A 25,105-nucleotide genomic window follows, 5' to 3' on the forward strand; every position below is an offset into this window, starting at 1 on the left:
CAGATGATTATATTTCTGATACAGTTTCATGAATACATGTCATCGCACGTTTCACTCGATAACGATTTCCCGGTATCGCTGCTATTACTCCCAGCCCAACCAAATAAGCAATGTAAGCTTTTCCTAGTTTCAAGTGCTCATTAGTTGGTAACCAAATTGTTCTCACTTGCTTTACTACTAATTGAAATTTCTCTAAAAAATAAGCTTCACTAAATGTATCGCCTTGTTCAAGTCGATTAAAGAAAATATCCCATAAATCAAATTGCCATTCAATAGCTGGCGTAATAACTAAGAATTGTGCATCTAAATCCACACCAATCTCTTTCGGTAAATAATGTAAATAATAACCAGCATTATATAAGCGGCGCATAAATTGCCCATGCTTTTTAAATTGGGCATAATAAAAACAAATCTTTTGCCGTTCTAATAATCTGTCTCTTTTCACATAAGCATTCCTCGAAATAATTCGAGTTATTTTTTGTTTCCATTCATTCATGTTTTCTTTTGATGAAAAATGCATTTCGCTAGCAAAAAAAGTATTCCCTCTCTCAAACGTTAAGTGATAAAACAATGTGAAAATTTCTTGCTCTGGAGAATAATGCCAAAAATGATAACCTAGCTTTGGATCAGATTGTAAAAATGCCAGCTGAAATGCGGTTAAATGAATGCGACCCTTTACCTTCCTAATTGTTTGCCCAAGTATCCAGTACACCTCTAAATCAAGTGATAAATAGTCCATTGTCCTTCTAATCATCTCGCTAATTGGCACGGAGGAGCACTGGAATTCAATCACTGATTTATCGCTTACAAACAAATCAGCTTGTCTTGCAATCTTAGGAAAATAATGTTCTAACGTAGCAGCAATACCTTGATAACAGAACCATGACATAATTTGGCTTTTAGCGAGTAAATGTCGCTCACTTTCTCCTTCAGAAGCAAATGCGCACTGGCTTGATTTTTCATGGGCAAAGTGGGGTATTTTAATTTCACCTGCTTTAATCATTACCGGGCTTGAGCAAGCTTTACAAAATAATTTGCCTTCTTGACGAATACGCTGCACATTTGTTTTAGTAATAGTAAATGTTTCTCCTCGGTCGTTTCTCGCTGTAAAAATGATTATCACTCTCCAATTACCTCTTTACTAATATTATTCGACAACAACTGACTGTTTTCCTGCTTCATTATTAAAATCAAAAAAAAGACCCGTCTAGCTGGTTTTCCAGCCAAAACGGGTCTTAAAATATTGATTTAAAAGTATTGTCTTACTTGCTGTAATGCAGGAACGTCAAAGATGATTTTTCCGTACTCTGCTAGCATATAACTAGTTAAATTCGACTCTAAACCGTACTCAAGTAAAATACTAACGGCATTGTCAATGTTAGATTCATCATACTTATTTTCAGGAAACTCTACATTCAAATAATACTTCTCTTGATACGAGTATAATTTTGTTACTAGATTTTCTAGTCCGGTTGCACGTGATAACGAAATAACATCTTCAAAATCACGGAACTCTAAAATAAACTCTAGCGTATCATCTTCTCCAAGTGCTTCTTTCTTCACTGGGTTGAAGTTTTCTTCGAGTAGTTTTTCGATTTTTTCTTCTGCAAGCTCGTCTGGGGAGTTTAGCGTGACATCAAAGCCACCCTCTCCTTTTCCACCAATTGTAGCTTTTGTTACAAATACTTCTAAGCCATGTTTTAAAGCTTGGACTTGTATCCAGAGCGGACCTTCTGGAGAGAACTCTTCTTCATATTTCAGCTCATCCATCATATCCCAGAAAAGCTCTTCGCTTTTCTCGCGATCATACCAAACGTCTTCTTGGTTAAAACCGCGCTCTTCTAAATCCAGATAAGAGATATAAAACTTAATTGTATCTTCATTAATTCGTTCAATTTCCATCGTCACACTCTCCCTTCCTACTTAGTCATTGACAATGAAGGGTGAAACTTAATTGGTTAAATTCATTGTAGCTCATAATAGAAAATAGTACCACCATTTTTCCTCAGATTGTCATGGTGGATTATTATATTAGCTGAAAAACTAAAAAAATTCAAGAACAATTACTCAAATTACAAAAAAAGTGCCAAGAATCCAATTGAATGGAATCCTTGGCAACCACTTTTATCAATCTTAGTTAACCATTTTTTGCGCTTCACGTAATTGATACGTGCGTACTCGGCGCGGTAAGAAACGGCGAATTTCATCTTCATTGTACCCAACTTGTAAACGTTTCTCATCAATAATGATAGGTCGTCTTAATAAGCCAGGATTTTTCTGGATTAATTCAAATAGTTGTTGCAAAGGAAGACTATCTAAATCCACATTCAACTTTTGGAAAGTTTTTGAACGAGTGGAGATAATTTCATCAGTTCCGTCCTCAGTCATACGAAGAATTTCTTTAATCTCATCCAAACTAAGTGGCTCGGAAAAAATGTTTCTTTCCTTATAAGGGATATCATGTTCTTCCAACCATGCACGAGCTTTTCGGCAAGATGTGCAACTAGGTGAAGTGTATAACGTTACCATTAGACATTCACACTCCTTATCGGGTATTGTTTCATTCATATAACGAAATTCTAGCAATATCTCTATTTGGAAAATTCATTAAAGAACTTACACTTCATTATACACTAATTTTGTGAAATTCCATATACTATTTTTAAAATTTTTCTTCCCAAATATGTAAAACCATTGTTAGCATGCCGTTATGTATATGATACCCCTACTATAACTTGTTTAAACTAAAATCACATGAAAAAATTAGCTTTTTTATGAGAATTTCATGAGAATTTTCATTTTGAACAAAAACACTCGCCGAAATTGATTCGACGAGTGACATTATTAATTATTTAGCAGCAGCAGATAATTTAGCATGCTTCTCTTTATACATTACTTCTTCTTCTTCTGAACAATAAACAAAATGTCCAGGAGCGATTTCACGCATTTTAATTTCATCGCCATCTTTATAGTTATGAGACGTTGGATCATACGCTTTACGCACACGAGTCCGCTCATAATTCGGGTCTGGCAAAGGAATTGCGGATAAAAGTGATTCCGTATAAGGATGTAATGGCGCATGATATAAATCATTGGCCGGTGCTAACTCTACTAATTTACCAAAATACATTACACCGATGCGGTCACTAATGTATTTAACCATCGATAAATCATGGGCGATAAAAAGGTAAGTTAGATTTTTTTCTTTTTGTAATTGACGTAATAAGTTAACTACTTGTGCTTGAATAGATACATCAAGGGCAGAAATAGGTTCATCAGCAATGATAAATTCTGGTTGAACAGCAAGCGCACGGGCAATACCAATACGTTGACGTTGACCACCAGAGAATTCATGTGGATAACGACCAGCATGTTCTTTACTTAAACCAACTGTTTCCAACAAATCATATACTTGTTGATTTGTTTCTTCAGGCGTTTTAGCAAGTCCATGGATACGGATACCTTCTGCAATGATATCTTTTACTTTCATACGCGGATTTAAAGACGCGTATGGATCTTGGAAAATCATTTGCATTTTACGACGGAACTCAAGCATTTCTTTACGGCTTTTACGTGCATGCACATCTTTACCATTGTAAATGACTTCTCCACCAGTCGCATCGTACAAACGAATAATAGTACGTCCAGTTGTTGATTTACCACAACCAGATTCCCCAACTAATCCAAGTGTCTCACCTTTATAAATATCAAAAGAAATATCATCAACAGCACGTACTTCACTTGCAGTACCTTTGTTAAAGTATTGCTTTAGATTATGAATTTCTAATAATTTTTCTTTTTGCTCCGTCATTCTACTTCTACCCCCTTCGCATGGACAGCTTGCATGCCAGGATGAAGTTCCGCAAACTGTTCTTGGCGACGTAATACAGCATCAGGAGGCGTTACTTCTGGTGCATCTGGGTGAAGTAACCATGTAGCCGCATAATGTGTATCAGACACCTTAAATAGTGGTGGCTCTTCTTCAAGGTCAATTTGCATTGCATATTTATTACGAGCGGCAAATGCGTCTCCTTTTGGAGGATGAAGCAAGTCTGGAGGCGTACCAGGAATAACAAATAATTCTTCATCATCTGTATCCAAGGTAGGCATAGAACTAATTAATCCCCAAGTGTAAGGATGTTGCGGATTATAGAAAATTTCATCAACCGTGCCAATTTCCACAATTTTACCACCGTACATAACAGCAACTCGGTCTGCAACATTTGCTACAACGCCAAGATCATGGGTAATAAAGATAATGGATGTATCAATTTTTTTCTGTAAATCTTTCATTAAGTCTAAAATTTGTGCTTGAATAGTTACATCAAGTGCAGTAGTTGGTTCGTCAGCAATCAGGATTTGCGGATTACAAGCAAGGGAAATCGCAATAACAACCCGTTGACGCATCCCACCAGAAAATTGGTGAGGATATTGTTTAATCCGTTCTTCTGCATTCGGAATCCCAACTAATTGAAGTAAACGTAACGCTGTTTTGTGAGCTTCTGATTTGCTAATTTTTTGGTGCTTAATAAGTGGTTCAGAAATTTGCTTACCAATTGTCATCGTAGGATTTAGTGATGTCATTGGATCTTGGAAAATCATTGCTATATCTTTTCCACGAATTTTTTGCATTTCTTTTTCATGAGCTTTAGCGATATCCATTCCGTTAAATAAAATTTGACCACTTTTAATTTCTGAGTTACCTTCAGGAAGCAGACGCATAATCGATTTGGTCGTTACTGATTTTCCAGAACCAGATTCGCCAACAATCGCTAACGTTTCACCTTTATACAAATCAAAATTAACTCCACGAATCGCCTTTACTTCTCCGGCATATGTGTGGAATGAAATATTTAAATCTTTCACTTCTAATAGCTTTTCCATTTTTCCTCACCTCTCTTTTAATCGCGCATTTTAGGATCAAAGGCATCGCGTAAGCCGTCTGCAATCAGATTAAATGCAATCATGATAATACATAATACGATACATGGATAAAGTATCATATACGGCAATACTTGTAACGTTTTATATCCATCATTGACCAAGACCCCTAGAGATGCGGCTGGAGCTGGAAGACCTAATCCAATAAAGCTTAAAAAGGCTTCAAAGAAAATCGCGCTAGGAATACTAAACATAATGTTAATAATAATAATCCCAGAAATATTCGGTATTAAATGTTTTATAAGAATTTTTGGTGTAGATTCACCAAGGGTCATGGAAGCCATAACAAATTCTTGGTTTTTGAGCTTTAAGACTTGTCCCCTGACGACCCTAGCCATTGTTATCCAACTAGTCATCGCAATTGCAATGATTATTGATGCAATCCCTGGTTCAAGAACTAACATCATTAAAATAACTACTACTAAGTTTGGAATAGCGCCAATAACTTCTAATATACGTTGCATGAAGTTATCTACTCGTCCCCCAACATAACCAGAAATCAAACCATAAGCAACCCCGATTATAAGGTCACATAGTGCTGCAACAACAGCAATAATAAGAGATACACGAGTACCTGCCCAAATACGAGCAAATTGATCACGTCCAAGCGTGTCACTACCTAACCAGTAGTAAGTACCTTCTTTAATATTATTTTGTTTATAAATATCTACATCTTCCCCACCAATAGACTGATGGCCATTCCAAAACGGCATATTTTCAAAGCCTTGTACTTTTGGTGGCAAACTAGCATTTTCAGTGATTTGTCTATTAATATCATGATCTGGGCCAAGATTTTGTGACATATAAGGTCCAACAATTGCCATGATTATAACAAGTGCCAAAACAATAAGAGATACTAATGCTGCTCTATTTTTACGAATTCGAAGCCAAGAATCTTGCATAAAAGTTAAACTTGGGCGATTAATTTTCTCTGCTTCAGCATCCAGAATGTGTGCTGGTTGGAATCTTTCTTTTGCAATTTTATGTTCTGCCATTATTTTCTACCTCCAGACACACGGATTCGAGGATCAATCAATCCGTAAAGAATATCCACTACTAAGATAATAAATACTAACATAACAGCAAATAAAAGCGTAGTGCCCATGATTACTGGATAATCATTCATTTGAATAGAAGAAACAAATTGACTACCAATACCTGGAATACTGTAAATATTCTCAATAACAAGGGAACCAGTCATTAGTGCTACAGACAATGGCCCTAAAACGGTAATTAAAGGAATAAGTGCATTACGAATCGCATGCTTTACTGCTACTTCAGTTCTGCTATTTCCTTTTGCTTTCGCTAGTAAAACATAATCAGATGCAAAGACATCAATTAGTTCTGTTCTCATAAAACGAGCAGCTGTGGCAAGTGGGAACATGGCAAGTGCAAATGCCGGTAGAATAGTGTCAGCAAACGTCCCCCACCCTGCTACTGGAAACCATTGCAGTTTTGCAGCAAAAACATATTGTAAAACTGTTGCGAAAACAAAGGAAGGAACAGACTTCCCTAATATCGCTATAAACGTACTCGTATAATCCGGCCACCTATTCTGATACATGGCCGCTACTACCCCTAATAGGATACCAAATATAACACCAAAAACCATTGCCTCTAGTGCTAATTGGACAGATGGGCCAATCAGTGCACCTAAAATTTCAGACACTGGTCTATTATCAAGTTGGAAGGAAACGCCTAAATCTCCTTTTACCAAACCTGTCATATAATTAAAGTATTGGACTGGAATGGAATCATTTAGTCCATATTTTTCATTCATCATATGAATTTGTTCATCAGATAGTTTCTCCTGATTACGGTAAGGCGTACCAGGTAAGAATTTCATTAGAACAAATGTAACTGAAGCAATGATGAATAACGTTATAAGCATGTATAATACCCTTTTTAACGTATATTTAACCATCTATCTCTACACCTCCCAGTATTAATTAATATATAAAAAAGTTATTCCTAACCAAATTCGCAAGTTTAGTGAGCCTTTTTCTTCATTTCTAAACTTTTATTGCAACATCGCAAAGCAGTTAGGAAAAAAACTTCATTTTTCGAATGTAAGGTTCTAGATAATCTAGAAAAGGATACTTTAATTTTTTATTATAACACATGAAAATCATCAGCAAAAGGAGAGAGCATATCGAAATATACTCTCTCTTTCCGCTAAGCATTTTCTTAAAGACTAATATTTTATTTAGTCAAGTATGTTTCTTTATAAGTGTAATCAGGACCAAATGGATTTTTTTGCAAGTTTTTAATGTAGTCTTTTTGTAGGTATGCAGTAGAACGTTGATAAAGTGGTTGAATTGCTACATCATCCGTAAGTAGGATTTGTTCTGCTTTAACCATTTCATCCCAACGTTTTTGATCGTCTGCTGCATAAGTTACAGAAGCATCATTTAAAATCTTGTCGTAGTCTTTGTTAGAATAACTCATTCTATTTTGTGCACCACCAGTTACGAATAGATCAAGGAAAGTGGATGGATCTTGATAGTCAGGACCCCAGCCGCTCATTGAGAAGTCGTAATCTTGGTTTTGGTCATTTTGTAAACGAACTTTAAATGGTACGTTTTTCAGTTTAACTGTAAGACCATCTAAATTCTTTTGTAGTTGATCTTGAATGAATTCAGAAGATTTTCTCGCATTTTCAGTATCATCACTAGTGAATTCAACTGTAATTTCGGAAACTCCAAGTTCTTTCAAGCCAGCTTTCCATGCTTTTTGTGCTTCTTTTACATCATATTCCAAATGTGGGCCGGATTCTTTTGTATAATCTTCTTTGTTACCTGGGTCAAAAGTAAATCCTTCTGGTACAAGGTTATTTGCAGGTTTTGATCCGTTTTTAAGAACTGTATCAGTGTATGATTGTTTGTCAATCGCAAGTGCTAATGCTTTACGGATGTTTTTGTTAGCAAATACTGTATCTTTACCAGCACGTTTTTGGTTAAATTTAATGTAGAAAGTAGAAGAATCATTTACTGTTACATAATCTTTATTGTTTTTATTTTGAGCCGCATAATCAGCACTTAATACTGTACGGTCAACTTTGTCAGTGTTGTATAGGTTAAGTCCAGTACCGGAATCTTGAACAACTTGTACGTTGATTTGTTTCAACTTCACTTTGTCTTTATCCCAGTAGCTATCATTTTTTACATAAGTCCATTTTTTGTTTGTTCCAGTCCAGTCTTTCAACTCGAAAGGTCCATTGAATAACATGTTATCACTATTTTGTGCATATTTTTCGCCTTTTTCCGTAACGAATTTTTCGTTAAGTGGGAAGAAAGTTGGGAATGCAAATAATGAATTAATGTAAGCAGTTGGTTTTGCTAGAGTAACTTCTAGAGTATAGTCATCTACTGCTTTAATTCCTAATTCTTCAGGTTTTTTCTTACCAGCTACAATGTCTTCACCATTTTTGATTGCAGCAAATAGGTAAGAATATGTTGCAGCGGTATTAGGGTCAACCGCACGACGCCATGAGTAAACATAGTCATTTGCAGTTACAGGATCTCCGTTTGACCATTTTGCATCTTCACGAAGTTTAATAGTATAAACTGTTTTATCGTCACTTACTTTTGGCTCTTCAGCAGCACCTGCAATGGCAGGAATACCGTCTTTGTCAAGCGCATAAAGACCTTCGTTTGTTTGGTTAACTACGTTTAAACCAACTTGGTCATCCGCTTTTGTGCTGTCTGCAGAAGGAATTAATGCACTTTCTGTTAAGTTAAGTACTTGTTCTCCTGAAGCTTTACCTGAGTCTGAGCCTTTTTTGTCGTTAGATTTGGAATCAGATCCGCCTCCGCATGCTACCAAGACTAAGCTTAGTAATAGTGTTAATCCAAGTGTAAGAAATAATTTAGATTTTTTCACTAAGTAGACCTCCCTTTTTTATTTTTCTGAAAAATTGTTTCGATACCTATTATACTCTAAGAATTCTGGCTTTGTAAATTATTTTTACAAGATAAATGAAAACAAGGATGAAAGATACAAGTTATTAAAATATTATGGCAAAATTGAAATTGCGTGAAAAATCTGAACAGAGATTGTTACGCTATCCTTCATTTTGCAATAACTTGATTTAATTATGTATACTTTGCTAAACCTTTTTATTAAGTTTTCAGAAAAATATCCATTTAGGTGGATAAATTCATGAATAACTTAGCCAATTATGTCTGAACTGAAGAAGTTATCTTTTTTGTATAAGAAAAAATATCGAACCCCTTTAAAATTTAAAGGATTATTATATTTATATACTTTTTTGGAGCTGTTGTCTAGATAAAAATATCAAAAATTTAATTAAATTTTGTAATAAATTCCAAAAACGTTGATATAATGGGATTCTTCTGTTAATAATATGTAAAGACAGTTGAAAGCCTATTTTCCATATAACGATTAAATTTCTCACATTGCGTGATAGCTTTCTTCTATCGTGTAGTCTTTCTCGACAAATTGTGATAGAGTGAATTATGAATTTTAATTAGAGGTGAGAAAATGTTTTTACGAATTATGATTTACACACTTATTCAAGAAGTAATTATATTTGGAATCCTGCTTTTTGGTAAAAATGGAGTTAGTTTAACCAATTATATAGATATTTCTTTCCTTGTATCACTAATTACATTGCTCATTGGATTATTTGTTTATATAATGAGAAGTGGTTTTCTGGACCGGGTTCATAATGGATTTAGGAATATATCTCGGAAAATCAAACGCGAAGAAGAAAGTGAGTTTTCTGATATGATGCTGTCAGAACTGGTCGGGCTTCAATATGCTGGTATTTTAATCAGCGCGCTTCTAGTAATGCTTTCCAGTATTTTATCTTTATTTTTATGATTGACAAGCCGTTTTATAAACTGATAAAATGTATAGTAATATAACTGATGCGTTAATAGGAAGAGTAGTACATTTTGTAGCTTTTAAATAGAGAGTCTGTGGTTGGTGAAAACAGATAAAGCGCAAAATCGAATGGACTTCTGAGGACTGTTTGCGAAATGAAGTAGCAGGCAGCGGCTAAAGACCGTTATCTTCTTTAATAGAGATTTTCTATTACTAAGAGCCTTTTTGGTACTTAGGGTGGCACCGCGGATAACCGTTCGTCCCTAACATTCATTTGTTGGGATGGACGGTTTTTTATTTTCGCAATCAGTAAATAAATTGGAGGAACACACATGAAAAAAGTAATATTTTCCGGAATTCAACCTAGTGGACAATTAACTTTAGGAAATTACATTGGAGCATTAAAACAGTTTGGACAATTTCAAGATGAGTATGATTGTTTTTATTGTATCGTGGATGAACACGCAATTACGGTTCCTCAAGACAGACTAAAATTGCGACAACAGACTAGAAATCTTGCAGCACTTTATTTAGCTGTTGGACTTGACCCTGAGAAAGCAACCTTATTTATTCAATCTGAAGTTGCTGCACATGCACAGGCTGCTTGGATTTTACAATGTAATGTTTATATTGGTGAATTAGAACGAATGACACAATTCAAAGATAAGTCTGATGGCAAAGCTGGTGTTAGTGCAGGACTTCTGACTTATCCACCGTTAATGGCGGCCGATATTTTGCTTTATCAAACTAATTTAGTTCCTGTTGGTGAAGATCAAAAACAACATATCGAATTAACACGAGATTTAGCAGATCGATTTAACAAAAAACACGCAGATATTTTTACGATGCCAGAAGTATTTATCCCGAAACAAGGCGCACGAGTAATGTCCCTTCAAGATCCAACAAAGAAAATGAGTAAATCCGATGCTAATTTGAAAAATGCTATCTTTTTACTTGATCCACCAGCAACAATTACAAAAAAAATCAAGAGTGCTGTTACTGACTCTAGCGGAATTATTGAGTATAACAAAGAAGAAAAACCTGGTATTTCGAATCTACTAACCATTTATTCCGTTATTACTGGCGAAACGATAGCTAATATAGAAGAGAAATATACAGGTAAGGGTTATGGCGACTTTAAAACTGACTTGGCAGAAATTGTCGTTGCTGAACTTAGCCCAATTCAAGAAAGATACCATGCTTACTTAGAATCAGATGAATTAGATGACATTTTAGATGCAGGTGCAGAAAAAGCAGCACGCGTAGCTAATAAAACATTGAAAAAAATGGAAAATGGAGTTGGACTTGGTCGGAAACGCAGAAAATAAATAATTGCGAAAAACCCGTTTGAATTGTATTATTCAGACGGTTTTTTCTATAACTATATCAGTAAATTAACCAACTTTAATTTCCACATCAATGTTACCACGTGTTGCTTTCGAATATGGACAAACTTCATGTGCTTTTTTCAGTAATGCTTCTGTTTTTTCTTCGTCTAAGCCTTCAATTGTTCCTTCTAATAAGACACCAATTTTAAAACCATTATCTTCTGGGTCACTGTATAAGCTTACAGTCGCTGTTACTGTGCTTTTTGCGTCAATCCCGGCTTTTCCAAGTACTAATTCTAGGGCACTATTGAAACAAGCACCATATCCAGCCGCAAATAATTGTTCTGGATTGGTTCCACCTCCGCCGTCTCCACCTAGTTCTTTGGGTGCTGCAATGTCAAAATAAAATACGTTGTCAGGTGAATGTACTTCTCCGCTTCTTCCACCAGTATTAATAACTGTTGTTTCATACAGTTTTTTCATTTTCTATTCCTCCTAATTGATTAGTTAGTGCTTGAATTTTTGTAAGTAATTGTGTGTATTCCTTTTCGTCGGTACCTAGTAGTTGAAGGCATCTGTCCACGCTTTCTAGCACAGCAGGTTGGATTTTTAATGCTTTTTCTGTTGGTTTGATATACACGCGGCGTTCGTCTTCCGGATGACGGGTCCGTGTGACATATCCTAAATGCTCCATCCGCTTTAACATTGGCGTAAGGGTGCCACTGTCCAAAGCCAATCTATTCCCAAGTTCAGATACCATTAGTTCTTTCCCTTCCCATAAAACTAGTAAACTAATATACTGTGGGTAGGTCAGTTGAAAAGGTTCCAATGCTTCACGATATAGCCTTGTAAATTGTTTGGATGCATTGTAAACAGAAAAACAAAGCTGTTCTTCTAATATGCGCTTGTTCGTGTCCACTATGTTTTCCTCCTTTTAAGTTGTGTGCAATTTAATATTACACCACTTTTTAACGGATAGCTATTTTTTTGCTCAAAAAAAGCCCTACCTCCAATATGGAAGTAAGGCTTAAACTTTTTTATTCTTTTACTCTTTTAAATACCAATGTCGCATTATGACCGCCAAAGCCAAAAGAATTGGATATTGCTACATCCACTTCTTTTTCACGTGCTTCGTTTGGAACATAATCCAAGTCACAAACTTCATCTTGGTTTTTTAAGTGAATTGTTGGCACAATAATATTATCACGAATACTCAACACTGTAAAAATAGCTTCAATACCACCAGACGCACCTAAAGTATGACCAGTCATTGATTTAGTAGAACTAATAGCTAATTTTTTAGCAGACTCACCAAATACGGTTTTAATTGCTTGTGTTTCATATTCATCATTATATGGAGTACTAGTTCCGTGAGCATTGATGTAATCCACTTTATCGGGTGTAAGACCTGCATCATCAATAGCCATTTTCATAGCACGAGCCGCTCCTTCACCACCTGGAGCTGGAGCTGTAATGTGATATGCATCTCCTGTTGCACCGTAGCCAACAACTTCTGCATAAATTTTAGCGCCACGAGCTTTTGCATGTTCGTATTCTTCTAAAATGACAATCCCAGCACCTTCGCCAATAATAAAACCATCACGGTCTTTATCAAATGGACGACAAGCAGTTTCTGGATCTGGATTTAAAGATAAAGCCTTGTTAGCAGTAAATCCTGCTAAAGACATTTTTGTGATTGGCGCTTCTGCTCCGCCAGTAATCATTGCATCAGCATCGCCACGTTCGATTACTTTGAAAGCATCACCGATAGAGTTTGTAGCTGTAGCACATGCAGTAACTGTAGTTGAGTTAATTCCTTTTGCACCAAAACGGATGGAAACTTGGCCCGAAGCCATGTCTGGAATCATCATTGGCACGAAAAACGGGCTAACACGACGATGTCCACGATTTAAAAACACTTCATATTGTGTTTCGAATGTTTCCATACCGCCGATTCCTGAACCAATCCAAACACCAACACGTGTAGCATTAGAATCATCGATAATTAGTCCAGAATCTTGTACAGCCATTTCAGCACTCGCAATTGCGTAATGGGTAAAACGGTCCATTTTACGAGCTTCTTTTTTCTCTAAATATTTTTCAACATCAAAATCTTTCAATTCTGCTGCAATTTTAACCGGAAAGTCATCCGGATTAAGTCTTGTCATTTCTGAAACACCATTAACACCTTTTTTTGCGTTTTCCCAAGAAGTTTCCGCATCATTCCCAATTGGTGTAACAGCTCCAATACCAGTAACAACCACTCTTCTTCTATCCATTTACTCATCTCCTCATTTTTGCGATTCATAAAAAACAACTTCTGTCTAATCGACAGCAGCTAGTATAAAATTAAGGCTTTACTTAAAATAAAAATAGTGCACAAACAAATAAACCAAAAGCCTGCTCCATTATAACATAAATAAAGTAAAGTTGCCCTAACTAAAAGAATCGCTAGGGCAACTTTACTTTTTTAATTGGCGACTTATTTACCCCAACGAATAATTAAAGCACCCCACGTTAAACCGCCGCCAAAACCAACAAGCAACACATTATCATCATCTTTAATACGTCCCTCTTCTACGGCATCTACTAGCGCAAGTGCAATAGAGGATGAAGAGGTATTGCCGTATTTATGAACTGTCTTCATTAGTTTTTCTTCTGGTAAATTTAAACGTTCACGAGAAGCTTCCATAATGCGAATGTTAGCTTGATGTGGAATTAACAAATCTAAATCTTCTTTTTCAAGTCCAGCACTCTCAAGAACGCGTAAAGATGCTTCACCCATTTGACGAACAGCAAAGCGGAATACTTCGCGTCCATTCATGTAAATTTTTTTATTTTCGTCTAGATTTAAGTATTTACCACCTGAACCATCAGAACCTAAGTCAAAAGATAGTAAACCACGATTATCAGATACCGGCCCCATAACTATTGCGCCAGCTCCATCACCAAACAGAACAGCAGTTGCACGATCATCCCAGTTAGTGATTTTAGATAATTTATCTGCACCAACTACAACGATATTTTTGTATGCCCCTGTCTTAATAAATTGTGCTGCTGTCACAACACCAAAAGTAAATCCAGCACAAGCTGCTTCCACATCCATACCAGCTGCGTTTTTTGCACCTAAACGGTCTTGAATAATATTAGCGACTGACGGGAAAGTTGCTTCTTGAGTTACTGTTGCTACGATAAATAAATCAATATCATCTGGTGTTAATCCAGCATTCTTGATTGCTACTTTTGCAGCTTCATATGCTAAATCATGTGTATATTCATCATCACGAGCAATTCTTCTTTCTTCAATTCCAGTACGAGTACGTATCCACTCATCAGAAGTTTCCATCATTTTTTCTAAATCAAAGTTTGTTAATATTCGTTCAGGTACGTATTTACCTACTCCTAAAATTCCTGCGTTCATGTGTTCTCCTCCATATCAAACTACATCAGGATAAACGTTAATCTCTCCTGGATATTTTTATGACCTGGTCCTAATTTTAACAGAGAACTCTTCATTACGCAATTGGATTGCTACTTTTATTTTGTTTCCATTAATTTTTCTGGGTTGTTTTCTGCAAATCCGCTTGCTTTTGACCAACCAATAATCTTTCCGTCATTAGTCTTTACACGATACCAGTATTCATTTTTCACATCTGCACGTCGGTCAATATCTAATTCTTTTCCTTTATAATCGTTTAATGCAGAAACTACTTTAGAATTATCTTCTACTGGATACGCATAAATTTTTTGTTCCGAATCTGTGATATATTTATCTAGTTTCACATTAGTTTCATTATTGGGTGTATAAAAAACTTTTACCGCTTTACTATTTATCCAACCAATTTGTTTACCTTGATCTTGTAAATTATACCAAGTTCCTTGTTTAGTTGTAGCTTTGTCTGTAATTCTTAGTGATTTATTTTGATAATTTTTGGCATCAGAAGCTTTTTTAGCGCCTTCCGTATTGTATGGTTTTGTCCAAATGATTTCGCCTGGATTCGTTATTTCAGCATAAGCTAATTGTTTCTCGGTGGATGTTACTGTGTCGTAAATATGATCATAGTTATCTAAATGATATTTTTCAATCGTCGAGATAAGCTTTTCTGCATATGCTGGATCTGTTGCATAACCAGCATCTTGAATCGCATTTGCTGCTTTTTTGTAGTCTGTTTCTCCAATGACCGCTGAGTATAACCCAGAGTTTCCAGACACTCCATTAACAAATAGTTGTGCGTGATCTATTAAAGATGCTTTTTTATCCGGATATTTTCTAAAATTTGCTTGTGTCCGGTAAGCTTCACCATTGCTAAATTCCTTTGTTCCCATTGAAACGGATTGCCCTTCGTAACTTCCTTTAATTCCAAACAAGTTGTTACCTGATGTAGATAGTCCGCTTTTGCCCCAATTAGATTCTAAGATGGCTTGCGCTAATGTAACACTTGTTAATATTTTTTCTTCTTTTTGTAAACCTTGTGCATCGCTTGCTATGGCTTGAATAAATTGTTGTTGTGATAATGTCATTCCTGCTTGGCTCGCTGTAGTTTGGCTTGCTTCGGCTGCCTCTGCATGAGCAAAAGGTAATAACGTTGAACTTACGATCGTACTTGCTAGTAAAATCTGCGTGAGTTTCTTTTTCATTATCAGTTGGCACTTCCTATCCAAATTAGTTCCCCCAATTTAAATGGCTCTGTCTCTGTTAACCTTCTACATTCTAGCATTTTCATTCTGAGAGCTTACTAACTTTTTGATGAAAGTTTTATCATAAAATGCGATAAATGGCTGTATGAAAAGATTCATGGACAGCTATTTACATTTGACAATATTATGACGTTGTTCATTTAAGCTCTTAATACTTATATTCCACACTTTCCAGCTTAATCCTTCCTAAAAGTTGATAATCCTATTTTAAAAAGATATTTGATTGGATAATCAAGTTTTATGTGCTAAAATGTATTATGAAATAGATGAAATGGGGTGTAAGGATGCGTTACGTGGTGACTGTATTTTGGATATTCGTCCTTTCTTTAATGGCAGAATTTGTTCTTTCTTCCATGTTATATGTACCTTTTGATATGACACGAGCTCTTGTTTTAGGGGTAGGCCTATCCTTCTTCATTATTTTAATCACTTTCTTAATGCCTAAAGATAGCGAAGTTTACGACTTTAAGTAAACATCCAACTTTCTGATAGCTAGAGCTCACTTTTATGTGCGTTCAAAAAAAGAACCCCTTTCTAAGTTATTGAGCTTAGAAAGGGGTTCTTTTCTTATTTATCCAAGTAATATTTATTTACTGGTTTTAAATCATCATTCAACTCATATACAAGCGGCACACCGGTCGGGATTTCCAGCTCCATTATTTCATCGTCGCTGATTCCTTCCAAAAATTTCACTAAGGCGCGCAAGCTATTCCCATGAGCGGCAATGACAACTCGCTTACCTTCTTTAATTTCTGGTGCAATTGTATCCATCCAATAAGGAATCACTCGCTCTAAAGTTACTTTCAAGTTTTCACCTGAGGGGATCGCATGAGTATCAAGTAATTGATAACGGCGATCATTTTTTGCTTGTCTTTCGTCGTTTTCTTCAAGTAATGGCGGAAGGGTATCATAGCTTCTACGCCATTTTTGTACTTGGTCAGCACCATATTTTTCTGCTGTTTCTTGTTTATTAAGCCCTTGAAGTGCTCCGTAATGACGTTCGTTCAAACGCCAAAATTTATTTACCGGAAGCCACATTTGGTCAGATTCTTCTAAAACAAAATTCAAGGTTTTAATAGCCCTTGTTAAAACGGAAGTGAAAGCCACATCAAATTCTAAGCCAGCTTCTTTAATCCTTTTTCCAGCTGTTTTTGCTTCAATTACGCCTTCTTCTGACAAGTCAACATCGTGCCAACCAGTAAATAAATTCAATTTGTTCCATTCACTTTGACCATGACGTATTAATACTAATTTCATCATCCTCATCCTTCCATTTTCATCTATTATAAAACGACTAATCCAACCAAAGTTTTCCCTTTCAAACCCTGCGTTAAACCTTTTCTTTTGTTACTCATTCACTTTAAAAGTAAATTCCTTCTCGGAAAGATCTATTTCTACAGATGAATGCGGGAGAACATTTCCAGAAACAATTTCTCTAGCAAGTGGTGTTTCCACGTGACGTACGATATAACGTTTCAACGGTCTAGCACCATAGACTGGATCATATGCTTCCTCGGCAATAAACGCTTTTGCCGCTTCCGAAATACTTATACTAATTTCTTGGTCTGCTAAACGAATTTGAAGTTCTTCCACTAGTTTTTCTACAATACCTTTAATATCAGCAAGTGTCAGTGGTTTAAACAAAATAATATCATCGACACGATTTAAAAATTCTGGCTTAAATTCACTTTGTAAAATTTGCATCACATCTTCTTCTAACTCTGGAGAAATTTCGCCATCTTCCGTTCTTTCTAGCAATAAGTTAGAACCAATATTGGATGTCATAATAATAACCGTATTTTTAAAATCAATTAAACGTCCTTGCGAATCTGTAATCCGACCATCATCTAATACTTGAAGTAAAATATTGAAAACATCTGGGTGTGCTTTTTCAATTTCATCTAAGAGTACAATCGAATATGGGCTGCGTCTTACTGCTTCTGTTAATTGGCCGCCTTCCTCGTAGCCAATATAGCCAGGAGGTGCTCCGACAAGTCTAGATACAGAATGTTTCTCCATGTATTCAGACATATCAATTCGAATCATATGATCTTCTGAATCAAACATATTAAAAGCTAGTGCTTTAGCAAGTTCTGTTTTCCCTACCCCAGTTGGTCCTAAGAAAATAAAGGAGCCAATTGGACGTTTCGGGTCTTTTATTCCAGCACGTGCACGTAGAACTGCATCGCTAACAAGTCTCACTGCATCATCTTGGCCAATCACTTTTTGGTGAAGGACATCTGCAAGTTTTAGTAGTTTTTCTCGTTCTCCTTCTACTAGCTTGGTTACAGGAATTCCAGTCCAGCGACCGACAATTTCAGCAATTTCATTTTCGGTTACTTCTTCTTGTAAAATTCGGTCCTCTTGCGCTGTTTTTTCTCGATTTTCTGCTTCCAGTGCTAACAGCTCTTTTTCTACTGCTGGAATTTTTCCATGGCGTAATTCAGCGGCTTTAGTTAAATCGTAGTTATTTTCCGCCTCTTCCAATTCATGACGCAAATGATCAATTTGCTCGCGAACTTCACGAATTTTACTGATTTCGCCTTTTTCCGCTTCCCATTTTGATTTCATTTTGTTGGCTTCTTCTTTATAATCAGCTAGTTCCCGTTGCAAGATTTCTAGACGTCGCTCACTTGCTGGGTCTTTTTCTTCTTTTAGAGCGGCTTCCTCGATTTCTAGTTGCATTACCTTTCTTGTTACTTCATCCAGCTCACTCGGCATCGAGTCAATTTCGACACGAATAGTTGCGCATGCTTCGTCTACTAAATCGATTGCTTTATCTGGTAAAAAACGATCCGCGATATAACGATTAGATAAACTTGCTGCTGCCACTAAAGCATTGTCATGGATATTAACCCCATGATGAATTTCAAAGCGTTCTTTCAACCCGCGCAAAATAGAAACAGTATCTTCTACGGTTGGTTCTGGAACAAGCACTTTCTGGAAACGTCTTTCTAGTGCGGCATCTTTTTCAATGTACTCGCGGTATTCATCTAAAGTTGTTGCTCCGATACAATGGAGTTCACCTCTTGCTAACATTGGTTTCAACATGTTTCCAGCGTCCATTGCGCCATCTGTTTTCCCAGCACCTACAATCGTATGAATTTCATCGATGAATAATAAAATTTGCCCATCACTTTGTTTCACTTCTTGTAAGACCGCTTTTAAACGTTCTTCAAATTCGCCGCGGTATTTAGCTCCAGCAATAAGCGAACCGATATCAAGCGAAATAATCGTTTTATCTTTAAGTCCTTCTGGTACATCTTTTCTAACAATTCGTTGGGCTAATCCCTCAACAATTGCGGTTTTACCAACACCGGGTTCCCCAATGAGCACGGGATTATTTTTTGTTTTTCGAGATAAAATTCGAATGACGTTGCGAATTTCTGTGTCACGACCAATAACAGGATCAAGCTTTCCACTTCGAACTTCTGCTACTAAATCACGACCATATTTGAGTAAAGCTTCATAGTTTTCTTCTGCATTTTGAGAAGTCACTTTTTTCCCTCCTCTAATTTGTAAAATTGCTTCTTTTATTTGTTTTTTTGCTTTATTTTGTTTTTTTAGTTCTATTGTAATTGGATTTGTTTTTTGATCCATCACTGCTAAAATAAGATGTTCCGTTGATACAAAATCATCTTCTAGTTGTTTCTGCTCTTTTTCAGCATCTCGCATCAATTGGAATAGTGACTGACTCATAGCTTGACCATAGTTCACACCACTACCCGAAACAACCGGGATCTTTTTTAAGGCTGCTTCTACTGAATGGTGAAGCTCATCAATATTTACTTCTGCTACATCATACACCCGCTTCGTAAAGTCACTTTCTGTTAAAAGCACTTGGAAAATATGAGCTACATCAATTTCTTGGTTTTCTGATGCAATAGCTAAATTTTGTGCATCCGCAATGGTTTGCTGGACTTGTTGCGTAAATTTTTTTAAATCCATTAGTTTGTCCTCCTTATAAAAGATAAGTCTGACCTTTTTTGACCTTAAGCTTATTATAGAATTTTAACTTCCTTTTGTCTAACAAAAACCATTCTTTTATAGAAAAAGATCTCCCAATTTTTAGGCTGGCAGATCTTTCGTTTTCCGGTTAATCACGACCTGTAAAAAGGCGTAGTAAAAACGTGAATAAGTTAAGAAAATCGAGGTAAAGCGTTAGTGCAAGCATTGGTACATCATCTAGCTGAGTATCCCGCTTCATTATTTGGTTAAAATCATACAAAATATATAAAGAAAAAATTAATGTCCCAGCAGCTGAAATAATCGTTGAAAGCATTGATCCTATTGGTAAGAAGACACCTAAAAAGCTAAATAATACTAAGATGATTAACGCGGCAAATAGTGCACTACTTAAAAAGGATAAATCTTTTTTGGTTTTGGCACCAATTAATGCAAGTGCAGTGAAAGTAACGGATGCTGTAACAAATGCCATCAGTACCGCAGCACCTTGTCCAGCGCCAAAATAATATGTCAAAGTGGGTCCGAGTGTTAAACCTGTGACAAAGGCAAAAGCTAGCAAAACTGGATAGCCAACCACTTTATTAATCGTTTTACTCCGACGTACGACAATAGCTGTTATTAAAAGAGCTATTTCTATTACAACGAGAGGTAAATAAAGTTCTGGACTTAACTTGCTCCCAATTGCTGCACCAATCGATGCAAGTAATAGTGAGAATACAAACCAGTTGAGAATTTTTTGCATAATAATTTGTTTATTTGTTCTTTTATCTGTCTTTACGCGCTCGGATGTTTGACCTATTTCATTCATGAACATTTCTCCTTTTTTCAATTAATCTATATCAAGTATAACAGACAAATAATCCTTTTTATATCGGTCTTACGTTTGAAATTTTAAAAAAAGAAGCGCACAAGGCACTTCTTTAAATTAAGTCAAATTCTTCTAGTCCGAGTTTAATTCCATCATTATTATTGTCTTTTGTAATAAAAGTTGCTCGTTCTTTTAATAATGGTACTGCATTTTCCATTGCTACAGAATAATTTACTGCTCCAAACATTTCTAAATCATTCATTCCATCACCAAAAGCATAGGTTGGAACGTCTTGATATCCCATGACTTCAAGCAATTTTGCAATACCAACTGCTTTCGATCCACCTTTTCGGAGTACATCATTGCTATATGGCGTATTGCGAACAAATTGTAATTCTTTAAAGCGTTCTGGAAAATACTCATCTCCAGACTCTAACAATAGAAGAGCCATATTGATTGTTTCTTCTTTATACATATTTTCTCGTATCATTGGCGCTGGCTCCCCAAGGAAATCATAATGCGCTTTGACTACTGGAGTAATAGCTGATGCGCCAATTCGTTTATCGTTATAATAACAAACTTCTACATTTTGCGATTTCGCCTCTTCTGTTAAACGTTCTAATAACGCTTCCTCTAACACATCTTCATAGACTTTTTCCCCTTCAAAAATAACCATTTGTCCGTTCATCATCACTGCTGATTCGATACCAGTAATCTCCATTTGACGACTTATTTCTGTCAGTGTTCGTCCAGTGGCAATAACAGGAACAATATTGTTTTCTCGCAATTTATCAAGCGCATGAAGCGAGCTATCCAGTACTTTTGATTCACTATTTAAAAGTGTTCCATCCATATCAAAAAAACAAATCCCACATGGTTTCAAATTATTCATCCTCTACTAACATAATATACCCATCTTACCAATGTTACGCATAGAAAGTAAAGGCTATTTGTACATGACAAAGTCACCAGTATGTTCAAAACCAAGACGATGATAGATTTCACCCGCTACTGGATTATCATAAAATAAACAAGGTTTCTTTCCTTCTGCGAGAACATCACAACATAATTTTTTTAGAAGCGTACTTGCAAAACCATTTTGTCTGTGACCCGTGCTAGTTGCAACACCTGTAATCATTGCAGAAAAAGAATTTTCCGCAGAGGTTTCTGCCACAGCGACAATTTCTTGATTTTGTTCAATATAATAAATCCGTTTTACACCTTGTTCAATTTGACGGATAATAAGTTCTTCATTTTCTTCTCGATTACCGAATTCATCAATATTTTTCCGCATTTCTATAATAGCCGCAACATCTTCTGCGACAGCGGTTCGCACAATAACATCTTGGTTAACAGAAATACGATTAACATGCTCACATTCACAAAAATAAGTATCTTGTCTTTTCTTGACAATTTCTGGTAAAAAAGGTTCTAGCTCTTGTGTGACACGTGAAATACCACTGATTTCGTATTTTTTATCATTGGCAATAATTTCTGAAAAAGCTTTTGCATCAAAACTAGCATCTTTTGAATAAGGTAAGTAAAATTTATCGAATCTAAGTAACACTGCATGTAATTCACCAGTTGCATCAAATTCACCCCAAAGATCTTGAACATCACTATCATAACCAAAGTTTTCAATATCCCCAATAATAAACAAATTAAGGGTTGCTTCTGATTTCAAAAGTGCCATTACTTTTTCATTATCCGATACTGTCAGTTTTCTAATCATGTGTCACACTCCTATTTTGAAAATTGTCTTCATTTTACGTGAGTTAGTTAGGTTCGTCAAGCCCTAAACTTCCGCATCTTGCTGCATATAAAAAAGTTTGGGAACAAGTCCCAAACTTTTTTATGATTCGTAATGAATTTCGCCAATTTTCAACATCAGACTAATTGCATTAAATTTTTCATCTCCAAGATGCATTTTATTTGTGTCTTGAAAAGTAATCGGTGCAGTCGTGATAGCTTCTTTGGGTTGCTCAAAAAAGTTTTCCTCTAATGCTAAACTTTCTGTAATTTGCATTATGTATTTTTGAAATTTACTTTCATTTCTCATTTTTCCAATCATCAACGCTTTTAACGTATTCTGGGAGATTCCAACCGCAAGTGCAAATGTTCTATTGGTATATCCGTTTATTTTCATATAAAGTGACAAATTAGTGGCAATTCTTTGTTTTTCTGCCTTGTTTTTCATCTAGGTTAACCTCCTAACCTTCTATAAATATCATTATGCCCGTAAAAGATGAGAAACAGATTAAAACTTCATAGTATTTGGGTAATAAAATTGAAAGCGTTTTCTTTTATTGCGTAAAAAATACCGAAATAGTATCTATTCCGGCAATTATCTTCTTAATTTGTGTATTTATTCCAAACAACTGTCCTTAAAACTTCCAAAAATTCCGGATCCGCATTTGGCATTGGTGGGCGATGATAGGTGGCTCCAATTTCGTCTGTTACCACTTTACATTCATAATCATTATCATAAAGCACTTCTAAATGTTCCGCGACAAAACCAACTGGTGTATAGATAAAGTGTTTATATTTTTCTTTCCCATAAAGCTCTCTTGTTAAGTCCTGTACATCCGGTCCAAGCCAAGGTTCACCTGTTTTCCCTTCGCTTTGCCACCCTAATGCGTAATGAGGTACAGCGACTTTTTCAAAAATTAAATCGGCTGTTTCTTGTAGTTGATCTGGGTATGGATCTTGATGCTGTTTAATTTTTTCGGGTAAGCTATGAGCGGACACAATTAAAATAGTATCGATTAATTCACTCGCAGGAATTTGTTGAGCAGTTTCATTAATTCTATCTGCCCACATTTGGATGAATTTCGGTTCTTGATACCAATCATTAATTGATTTGATTTCCATTCCACCTAGTTTACTTGCGGCATCTTTTGCTCGTTTGTTGTATGCTTCTACACTAAAGCTAGAATAATGTGGCGCTAGAACGATGGAGATTACTTCTTCTATTCCATCTTGGTGCATCGCTTCTACTGCATCTTCTATAAATGGTTCAATATGTTTCAGACCAATGTAGGCTTTAAATTCCACTTCTGATTGTGCGTCATTTAGTGCTTTTTCTAATCCGTAGCTTTGTGCTTCTGTAATTTTTGCGAGTGGGGATAGTCCACCAATTGCATGGTACCTCCCGCGTAAATCAGCAATCATTTCTTCGCTTGGTTTATGGCCATGACGGATATCCGTATAATAACGTTCAATGTCTTCATCTTTGTATGGTGTCCCGTATGCCATAACAAGTAAACCAACTTTTTTAGTCATTTCTCATCATCCTTTGTTTAATAATACTTCGCTTCTCTCATGGATGTAGGTTGTTAATTTTTTCAGCATTTCTGGTGACACCTCAGGAAAAACCCCATGTCCTAAATTGAAAATATATCCTGGTTTTAAGACCCCTTCTTGTAAAATTCGCTCGGTTTCTTCTATGCACTTTTCTGGCGCAAGAAGAGTGGACGGATCTAGATTCCCCTGGATAGCTTTGCTTGGTACTTTTTTTCTCGCATCAGTAAGCGTTTCGCGCCAGTCAACTCCAACCACATCGAGTGGCATATTTTCCCATTCCGTTAGAAGATGACTTGCACCAACTGCTTGCATAATAATTGGTGTTGTAGGATGAACAGCTTTAATTTCCACAATTATTTTTTCGATAGTTGGTCGGATATAGGTTACGTAATCTGCGCGGCTAAGTGCTCCCACCCAAGAATCGAATAATTGAACAGCGGAGGCTCCTGCATTAATTTGCGCAATTAAATAATCTGCTGTCATTCGTCCAAGCTTTCCCATTAACACCTTCCAAACTTCGGGCTCCTGGTACATAAAGCTTTTCGTTTGATGATAGTTTTTCGAAGGACCTCCTTCAATCATATAACTTGCTAAAGTGAACGGGGCTCCCGCAAAGCCAATTAAAGGTACTTCTAACATGTCATCCGCGAGTAATTTAATTGTATCAAGCACATAAGGGACTTCTATTTCAGGTTTAAAAATAGTAAGTCGCTCCACATCTTGGTAAGTTTTAATTGGGTTATGTATGACTGGACCTATACCAGATTTAATTTCGACATCGACTCCCATTCCCGGAAGTGGCGTCATGATATCTTTATACAAGATTGCTGCATCTACACCGTACTGTTCTACTGGTAATTTTGTTATATAAGCACATAATTCAGGCTGATGCGTAATTTCAAATAAAGAGTATTTTTCTTTTAATTTACGATATTCAGGTTGTGATCTGCCCGCCTGTCTCATGTACCAAACCGGAATTCGGTTCACATTCTCTTTTCGAGCTGCTTTTAAAAATAAGTCGTTTGTTATTTTTGTCATCAAGTCGCTTCCCTTCTTTGTTCATTTACACACAATAGGTAACAGAACAAGAAATAACTTCTCCAGATAAAAGGATACTAGAAATCTTGTATAAAACCAAACAAATTGCCTATTTTCTGTTTCAATTATCAAAAACGTGGAAAATTAAGGTGTAATCATTTATCGTATTCGATTA

At 36.1% G+C, this 25,105-nt stretch carries 24 protein-coding genes and 1 other annotated feature; of the genes, 3 read left to right on the forward strand and 21 right to left on the reverse strand.

The window, feature by feature from the left end:
- Nucleotides 1-7: 7 nt before the first annotated feature.
- From CKV67_RS11310 to CKV67_RS11345, 8 genes are all read right to left on the reverse strand, one after another.
- Nucleotides 8-1,123, reverse strand: a complete 1,116-nt coding sequence (locus CKV67_RS11310; RefSeq protein WP_025280050.1) for a competence protein CoiA family protein — start codon at nucleotides 1,121-1,123, stop codon at nucleotides 8-10.
- 125 nt (nucleotides 1,124-1,248) lie between these two features.
- Nucleotides 1,249-1,902, reverse strand: coding sequence for an adaptor protein MecA (gene mecA, locus CKV67_RS11315; RefSeq protein WP_025280051.1), 654 nt, complete (start codon nucleotides 1,900-1,902; stop codon nucleotides 1,249-1,251).
- Nucleotides 1,903-2,133: 231 nt separating this feature from the next.
- Nucleotides 2,134-2,529 (reverse strand): transcriptional regulator SpxA, encoded by a 396-nt coding sequence (gene spxA / locus CKV67_RS11320; RefSeq protein WP_003720569.1) that lies wholly within the window; start codon nucleotides 2,527-2,529, stop codon nucleotides 2,134-2,136.
- A gap of 319 nt (nucleotides 2,530-2,848) precedes the next feature.
- Nucleotides 2,849-3,811, reverse strand: a complete 963-nt coding sequence (locus tag CKV67_RS11325; RefSeq protein ID WP_014093513.1) for an ABC transporter ATP-binding protein — start codon at nucleotides 3,809-3,811, stop codon at nucleotides 2,849-2,851.
- On the reverse strand, nucleotides 3,808-4,884 hold the full coding sequence (locus CKV67_RS11330) for an ABC transporter ATP-binding protein (RefSeq protein ID WP_014093514.1): 1,077 nt from the start codon (nucleotides 4,882-4,884) through the stop codon (nucleotides 3,808-3,810). Before CKV67_RS11330 ends, CKV67_RS11325 begins: the two co-directional genes overlap by 4 nt.
- A gap of 17 nt (nucleotides 4,885-4,901) precedes the next feature.
- The gene (gene opp3C / locus CKV67_RS11335) at nucleotides 4,902-5,936 is read right to left on the reverse strand and encodes an oligopeptide ABC transporter permease (protein WP_014093515.1); all 1,035 of its coding nucleotides are present in this window, start codon (nucleotides 5,934-5,936) and stop codon (nucleotides 4,902-4,904) included.
- Complete coding sequence (gene opp3b, locus CKV67_RS11340; RefSeq protein WP_025280052.1) at nucleotides 5,936-6,865, reverse strand: oligopeptide ABC transporter permease; 930 nt, start codon at nucleotides 6,863-6,865, stop codon at nucleotides 5,936-5,938. Before opp3b ends, opp3C begins: the two co-directional genes overlap by 1 nt.
- A gap of 278 nt (nucleotides 6,866-7,143) precedes the next feature.
- Nucleotides 7,144-8,823, reverse strand: coding sequence for a peptide ABC transporter substrate-binding protein (locus tag CKV67_RS11345; protein WP_014093517.1), 1,680 nt, complete (start codon nucleotides 8,821-8,823; stop codon nucleotides 7,144-7,146).
- Between the two features lie 621 nt (nucleotides 8,824-9,444).
- Between CKV67_RS11345 and CKV67_RS11350 the strand changes: the two genes are divergently transcribed.
- Both CKV67_RS11350 and trpS read left to right on the forward strand, forming a co-directional pair.
- Nucleotides 9,445-9,786, forward strand: coding sequence for a DUF3899 domain-containing protein (locus CKV67_RS11350; protein WP_014093518.1), 342 nt, complete (start codon nucleotides 9,445-9,447; stop codon nucleotides 9,784-9,786).
- A 43-nt stretch (nucleotides 9,787-9,829) separates the two neighbouring features.
- Nucleotides 9,830-10,057, forward strand: a binding site (T-box leader).
- 64 nt (nucleotides 10,058-10,121) lie between these two features.
- Entirely contained in the window at nucleotides 10,122-11,117 is a 996-nt protein-coding gene (gene trpS / locus CKV67_RS11355; RefSeq protein ID WP_014093519.1) for a tryptophan--tRNA ligase, read from the forward strand.
- Nucleotides 11,118-11,183: 66 nt separating this feature from the next.
- Here trpS and CKV67_RS11360 read toward each other — a convergent pair whose 3' ends face one another.
- From CKV67_RS11360 to CKV67_RS11380, 5 genes are all read right to left on the reverse strand, one after another.
- Nucleotides 11,184-11,600, reverse strand: coding sequence for an organic hydroperoxide resistance protein (locus CKV67_RS11360; RefSeq protein ID WP_014093520.1), 417 nt, complete (start codon nucleotides 11,598-11,600; stop codon nucleotides 11,184-11,186).
- On the reverse strand, nucleotides 11,584-12,036 hold the full coding sequence (locus CKV67_RS11365; protein WP_014093521.1) for a MarR family winged helix-turn-helix transcriptional regulator: 453 nt from the start codon (nucleotides 12,034-12,036) through the stop codon (nucleotides 11,584-11,586). The genes CKV67_RS11360 and CKV67_RS11365 overlap by 17 nt, the downstream gene beginning before the upstream one ends.
- Before the next feature lie 118 nt (nucleotides 12,037-12,154).
- Entirely contained in the window at nucleotides 12,155-13,396 is a 1,242-nt protein-coding gene (fabF, locus tag CKV67_RS11370) for a beta-ketoacyl-ACP synthase II (RefSeq protein WP_025280054.1), read from the reverse strand.
- Between the two features lie 203 nt (nucleotides 13,397-13,599).
- Entirely contained in the window at nucleotides 13,600-14,538 is a 939-nt protein-coding gene (gene fabH / locus CKV67_RS11375) for a 3-oxoacyl-ACP synthase III FabH (protein ID WP_014093523.1), read from the reverse strand.
- 116 nt (nucleotides 14,539-14,654) lie between these two features.
- Nucleotides 14,655-15,779, reverse strand: a complete 1,125-nt coding sequence (locus CKV67_RS11380) for a GW domain-containing glycosaminoglycan-binding protein (protein WP_014093524.1) — start codon at nucleotides 15,777-15,779, stop codon at nucleotides 14,655-14,657.
- 320 nt (nucleotides 15,780-16,099) lie between these two features.
- Here CKV67_RS11380 and CKV67_RS11385 point away from each other — a divergent pair, with 320 nt between their 5' ends.
- Entirely contained in the window at nucleotides 16,100-16,288 is a 189-nt protein-coding gene (locus CKV67_RS11385; RefSeq protein WP_014093525.1) for a YjzD family protein, read from the forward strand.
- Between the two features lie 94 nt (nucleotides 16,289-16,382).
- On the opposite strand, the gene gpmA is transcribed toward CKV67_RS11385, so the two are convergent.
- From gpmA to hemE, 8 genes are all read right to left on the reverse strand, one after another.
- Nucleotides 16,383-17,072: a 2,3-diphosphoglycerate-dependent phosphoglycerate mutase gene (gene gpmA, locus CKV67_RS11390; RefSeq protein WP_077905842.1), complete on the reverse strand. Its 690-nt coding sequence runs from the start codon at nucleotides 17,070-17,072 to the stop codon at nucleotides 16,383-16,385.
- 90 nt (nucleotides 17,073-17,162) lie between these two features.
- On the reverse strand, nucleotides 17,163-19,763 hold the full coding sequence (clpB, locus tag CKV67_RS11395; protein ID WP_014093527.1) for an ATP-dependent chaperone ClpB: 2,601 nt from the start codon (nucleotides 19,761-19,763) through the stop codon (nucleotides 17,163-17,165).
- Nucleotides 19,764-19,911: 148 nt separating this feature from the next.
- Nucleotides 19,912-20,589, reverse strand: a complete 678-nt coding sequence (locus CKV67_RS11400) for a Bax inhibitor-1/YccA family protein (protein ID WP_025280056.1) — start codon at nucleotides 20,587-20,589, stop codon at nucleotides 19,912-19,914.
- A 112-nt stretch (nucleotides 20,590-20,701) separates the two neighbouring features.
- On the reverse strand, nucleotides 20,702-21,472 hold the full coding sequence (locus tag CKV67_RS11405) for a Cof-type HAD-IIB family hydrolase (RefSeq protein ID WP_025280057.1): 771 nt from the start codon (nucleotides 21,470-21,472) through the stop codon (nucleotides 20,702-20,704).
- A 63-nt stretch (nucleotides 21,473-21,535) separates the two neighbouring features.
- On the reverse strand, nucleotides 21,536-22,321 hold the full coding sequence (locus tag CKV67_RS11410) for a GNAT family N-acetyltransferase (RefSeq protein ID WP_025280058.1): 786 nt from the start codon (nucleotides 22,319-22,321) through the stop codon (nucleotides 21,536-21,538).
- 120 nt (nucleotides 22,322-22,441) lie between these two features.
- Entirely contained in the window at nucleotides 22,442-22,786 is a 345-nt protein-coding gene (locus CKV67_RS11415) for a hypothetical protein (protein WP_014093530.1), read from the reverse strand.
- Between the two features lie 155 nt (nucleotides 22,787-22,941).
- The gene (hemH, locus tag CKV67_RS11420) at nucleotides 22,942-23,871 is read right to left on the reverse strand and encodes a ferrochelatase (protein WP_014093531.1); all 930 of its coding nucleotides are present in this window, start codon (nucleotides 23,869-23,871) and stop codon (nucleotides 22,942-22,944) included.
- Nucleotides 23,872-23,877: 6 nt separating this feature from the next.
- The gene (gene hemE, locus CKV67_RS11425) at nucleotides 23,878-24,930 is read right to left on the reverse strand and encodes a uroporphyrinogen decarboxylase (RefSeq protein ID WP_014093532.1); all 1,053 of its coding nucleotides are present in this window, start codon (nucleotides 24,928-24,930) and stop codon (nucleotides 23,878-23,880) included.
- Nucleotides 24,931-25,105: the final 175 nt, after the last annotated feature.

It is taken from the genome of Listeria ivanovii subsp. ivanovii, from assembly GCF_900187025.1.
Classification (GTDB): Bacteria; Bacillota; Bacilli; order Lactobacillales; family Listeriaceae; genus Listeria; species Listeria ivanovii.

Excerpts from the sequence above, each read along its gene's own strand:
- mecA (WP_025280051.1), bottom strand. The coding sequence starts at position 1,902 with ATGGAAATTGAACGAATTAATGAAGATACAATTAAGTTTTATATCTCT.
- spxA (WP_003720569.1), bottom strand. The coding sequence starts at position 2,529 with ATGGTAACGTTATACACTTCACCTAGTTGCACATCTTGCCGAAAAGCT.
- CKV67_RS11325 (WP_014093513.1), bottom strand. The coding sequence starts at position 3,811 with ATGACGGAGCAAAAAGAAAAATTATTAGAAATTCATAATCTAAAGCAA.
- CKV67_RS11330 (WP_014093514.1), bottom strand. The coding sequence starts at position 4,884 with ATGGAAAAGCTATTAGAAGTGAAAGATTTAAATATTTCATTCCACACA.
- opp3C (WP_014093515.1), bottom strand. The coding sequence starts at position 5,936 with ATGGCAGAACATAAAATTGCAAAAGAAAGATTCCAACCAGCACACATT.
- opp3b (WP_025280052.1), bottom strand. The coding sequence starts at position 6,865 with ATGGTTAAATATACGTTAAAAAGGGTATTATACATGCTTATAACGTTA.
- CKV67_RS11350 (WP_014093518.1), top strand. The coding sequence starts at position 9,445 with ATGTTTTTACGAATTATGATTTACACACTTATTCAAGAAGTAATTATA.
- trpS (WP_014093519.1), top strand. The coding sequence starts at position 10,122 with ATGAAAAAAGTAATATTTTCCGGAATTCAACCTAGTGGACAATTAACT.
- CKV67_RS11360 (WP_014093520.1), bottom strand. The coding sequence starts at position 11,600 with ATGAAAAAACTGTATGAAACAACAGTTATTAATACTGGTGGAAGAAGC.
- fabF (WP_025280054.1), bottom strand. The coding sequence starts at position 13,396 with ATGGATAGAAGAAGAGTGGTTGTTACTGGTATTGGAGCTGTTACACCA.
- fabH (WP_014093523.1), bottom strand. The coding sequence starts at position 14,538 with ATGAACGCAGGAATTTTAGGAGTAGGTAAATACGTACCTGAACGAATA.
- CKV67_RS11385 (WP_014093525.1), top strand. The coding sequence starts at position 16,100 with ATGCGTTACGTGGTGACTGTATTTTGGATATTCGTCCTTTCTTTAATG.
- gpmA (WP_077905842.1), bottom strand. The coding sequence starts at position 17,072 with ATGAAATTAGTATTAATACGTCATGGTCAAAGTGAATGGAACAAATTG.
- clpB (WP_014093527.1), bottom strand. The coding sequence starts at position 19,763 with ATGGATTTAAAAAAATTTACGCAACAAGTCCAGCAAACCATTGCGGAT.
- CKV67_RS11400 (WP_025280056.1), bottom strand. The coding sequence starts at position 20,589 with ATGAATGAAATAGGTCAAACATCCGAGCGCGTAAAGACAGATAAAAGA.
- CKV67_RS11410 (WP_025280058.1), bottom strand. The coding sequence starts at position 22,321 with ATGATTAGAAAACTGACAGTATCGGATAATGAAAAAGTAATGGCACTT.
- CKV67_RS11415 (WP_014093530.1), bottom strand. The coding sequence starts at position 22,786 with ATGAAAAACAAGGCAGAAAAACAAAGAATTGCCACTAATTTGTCACTT.
- hemH (WP_014093531.1), bottom strand. The coding sequence starts at position 23,871 with ATGACTAAAAAAGTTGGTTTACTTGTTATGGCATACGGGACACCATAC.
- hemE (WP_014093532.1), bottom strand. The coding sequence starts at position 24,930 with ATGACAAAAATAACAAACGACTTATTTTTAAAAGCAGCTCGAAAAGAG.